This window comes from Planktosalinus sp. (assembly GCF_059864935.1).
On the sequence record NZ_JCBCCK010000286.1, the window covers coordinates 1 to 3660 of the forward strand.

The 3660-nt window shown below is 36.4% G+C and carries 3 protein-coding genes; all 3 read right to left on the bottom strand.

Translation table 11 applies throughout. The features are described from left to right. Window positions 1–183: 183 nt before the first annotated feature. Complete coding sequence (locus AC6F75_RS09495; protein ID WP_500714766.1) at window positions 184–2115, bottom strand: OmpA family protein; 1932 nt, start codon at window positions 2113–2115, stop codon at window positions 184–186. A gap of 18 nt (window positions 2116–2133) precedes the next feature. Further along, window positions 2134–3072, bottom strand: coding sequence for a PorP/SprF family type IX secretion system membrane protein (locus AC6F75_RS09500; protein ID WP_500714767.1), 939 nt, complete (start codon window positions 3070–3072; stop codon window positions 2134–2136). A 63-nt stretch (window positions 3073–3135) separates the two neighbouring features. Continuing rightward, a partial coding sequence (locus AC6F75_RS09505; protein ID WP_500714768.1) for a T9SS type B sorting domain-containing protein occupies window positions 3136–3660 on the bottom strand: 525 nt, incomplete at its 5' end.

A 3660-nucleotide genomic window follows, 5' to 3' on the forward strand; every position in this document is an offset into this window, starting at 1 on the left:
GGCTTCCTGTTTTGGCATTAAGCCAATTTTTTCGTCATTTTCATCGACAAGGACAACCATTTCCTCAGTCATAGCTTACTTTTTTACCAAAAGTACAAAATAGGGTGATAGTTGCAATAAAAAAGCGCCTCATTAACTGAATTTTATCAGAATGAGGCACTTTCTATCTTATCTTAACTTAAATTAATTCTGTATGATAAACATCGATCTTCTATTGAGTTGGTGTTGTTCTTCACTACATTGAACACCGTCTTTACATTCGTTGATAAGTCTTGATTCTCCATAACCTTTGGCACTAAGCCTGTCTCTGCTAATTCCTTTACCGACAAGCCAATCAAGTGTTGACTGTGCGCGTCTTTCAGAAAGCAGTTCGTTATAAGAGTGACTACCACGACTATCGGTATGGGACTCAATATGGATGATTAATTGTGGGTATTCTCTCATAGCCGCTAAAATTTTAGCCAGTTCAATTTCAGCATCTGGTCTGATGTTGTAGCGATCAAAATCAAAATAGATAGGCTGTAAAGAAAGTCTGCATCCTAAATCATCCGGTGCACAAGGGTCTGCTGATTTCAATAATAATGGAACATCTATGGTTGATGTTTCATCAGGAGTATTTATAATTTTTTCATTTGGGTGATACCCTTCAAGTGAACCTCTAATTGTATATTGCTTGTCACAATCAACAACAAAATTATAAGTGGCATTTGCACCTACAGTCATACTATTTACCACCTGATTATTCTCATTAAGAATTGTTACCAAAGCTCCGGGCAGCATTTCACCGGTATCTTCATCAGTCACCAGTCCGGTTACGGTAACTTCACAAATTCGTCTAACTCTGTAGATATCATCATCGACACTTCCGGCATCACCTTCTCTGTTTGATGAGTAGAATCCAATTCTTGTTTCTTCGTTGATAATAAACCCAAAATCGTCTTTATTGCTGTTAATGGGTGCTCCCATTGTATAAATTTCTGTGGGCAGTCCGTTTTCATCCAGTTGTGTGTAATAGACATCTAAACCACCTAAACCGGCTCTACCATCAGTTGAAAAATACAACACATTATTCTGACTTATAAAAGGAAATGACTCTCTGGCTTCTGTATTTATTGAAGTTCCCAAATTTACAGGTTCCCCATACTGGTTGTCTCCTAAAATATCCACATACCAAAGATCTGACAGGCCTTTTGTTCCCGGCATATCAGAAGAAAAATAAAGTCTTTTTTCATCCACACTCAATGCCGGATGTGCCACAGAATATGTATCTGAGTTAAAAGGCAATTCCGTAATATTTGTCCAATTGTTCTCTCTAAGTTTTATGGCCTTATATATTTTAAGTCCAATAATATTTTCTTTGTCTTTACGCTTTTTCCCTTCCAAATAGTTGTTTCGTGTAAAATAAACCGTCTGACCATCTTTAGTAAATGCTGCTGAGGACTCATGGTATCGGGTATTGATATCACCCGGAAGCTTTGAAACTCCGGATAACCTGCCCTCTTCATCCATGTCGGCAACATAAAGGTTTAGGAATGGTTGGTTGCTCCAGTCATGAGTCCTAACTCTCTCTACTCCCAATCCTGAAGCAGAAGAGAAGACAATTTTTCCATTGTAGAATGATGGGCTAAAATCTGAATATTCGCTATTTATTTCGGCACGTTCAACAATATACTTGTCTTCAGCGTTCATAATTGAACTTAAGTAATCTTTATTTTCCTTAAAATTTTGAATAATTAAATCAGAGCCCTCCATAGATGCTAATTGTTCCATGAGCTGATCTGATTTTGCATAGTTTTCAGCACTTTTTAAACTTTGTGCAGCTCTAAAATAATATTCCGGTTCTGTTTGGTCGGGAAATTCATCGACCAGTTTTTCATACCAGATGGCCGCATTTTTGTAATCACCATTGAAGTAATAGGTATTACCGAGTTTTTTATAAATTTCAGCTGAAGAATATCCATCCTCTACAACTTTTAAGTAGATTTTCTGTGCGTCAATAAAGGCGTATTGGTCATATGCTTTTTCTGCTTTCTTTAATTGAGCTCTTTGTGCCTGAACATTCACAGAACAAAAGGCAACTAAAAGAATTAGAATTAATGTATTAACTTTTTTCATCACACTTTTTTTATCTTTTTAAAAGAACCTTGGCGAAAGGACTCTTTCTACATTTTTAAATAATTCAAATCGTAAGAATACCTCAAAAGACCCATCATTATACTTAGTCAAGTCTGTTGTTTCTCTATCATATCCAAATCCAAGAAACAACTCGTCTGTGATCTGGAAACCAGCCATGGCACTAAAAGCAGCACTCCATCTATAAGCTGCGCCCAAAGTAAATCTATTATAAAACAAGAAGTTAGCAGAGCCATCAATTTGAAGTGGTGATCCTGTTACCATTTTGGTCATTAAAGCCGGTTTAAACTTTACGCTCTCTGATAAATCAAACACATAACCGGTAATGAAAAAATAATGTAAGCGGTCTTTTCCAAGAGCACTAATCTCAGTATTTTCAATGCTAGCCTGATCAAAATGAGTTGACTCTACAAAATTTGGAATTGACAAACCAATATAAAATCTATCAGAATAATAAAATGTTCCGGCGCCAATCTGAAAATTCACCTTATTGTCTACATTATCCAGTGGAATTTCAGTAGGATCAAATGCTGTTAACTTAGTATAATCAATGTCAACAATACTGGCTCCAGTTTTTAAACCAAAAGCTAGTTTACCCCGCTCTGATGCCTGGATAGTATAGGAAAAATCTATATTGGCCCAAGTCTCTGTTGATGGACCAATTTCATCTCTAACAATCGACATTCCAAGTCCAACATTACTAAAACCCACAGGCGCATGTCCCGATAAAGTAAATGTTTTTGGGGCACCTTCTAACCCAACCCATTGGGAGCGGTATAAAGCTCCAATACTCAAAGACTCCCTTGAACCCGCATAAGCAGGGTTGACTACCTGAGTATTGTACATATATTGTGTGTACTGTGGGTCTTGCTGTGCGTTACCGTTATAACAAGTAGCGAGTACTATTACAGCTAATATTAAAATGTAATTTCTTTTCATTTTTAATAGTTTATTTAACAAAAGCACAGCGGTGGTTTTATAGCACCGCTGCGCTTTTGAAATTTATCTGTTTAAATATAAATAACCTGAATATGAGCTCTGTCCTGGGTTTTCATCTCCAAGGAATCTAATAATATAATAATAAGTTCCGGTTGGAAGTAAATCTCCTTGTTTCACTGTTACTCGACCATCAGATACACCTCTAAAATCATTTGTTTCATTACTGTATCCATCAGTTTCGAATACAAGAACACCCCATCTATTAAATATTTGTACATTATTATTTGGGAAGTCCTCAATACAGTTGATTCTGAAATAGTCATTCCTGCCGTCATTGTTTGGTGTCACATAATTGTATCTAATAAATTCACAAGCTGGACCAACCTGTGGTAACACAACAACAGTTGGGTCATCAGGATTACCATTACCATTAATATCTATATTAGTTGGATCATTTGGATCATCAGATAAATCTTCAATCGTGTTACCGTTTATATCTTCAGCAAAAACAGTAGCTTGGTTAACTACCTCACCGGCATCAAGATCATCTTGTGTGATCACATACACAGCAGTAAATGTTGTACTGTC

Coding starts and splice junctions, on each gene's coding strand:
- AC6F75_RS09495 (WP_500714766.1), bottom strand. CDS start 2,115: ATGAAAAAAGTTAATACATTAATTCTAATTCTTTTAGTTGCCTTTTGT.
- AC6F75_RS09500 (WP_500714767.1), bottom strand. CDS start 3,072: ATGAAAAGAAATTACATTTTAATATTAGCTGTAATAGTACTCGCTACT.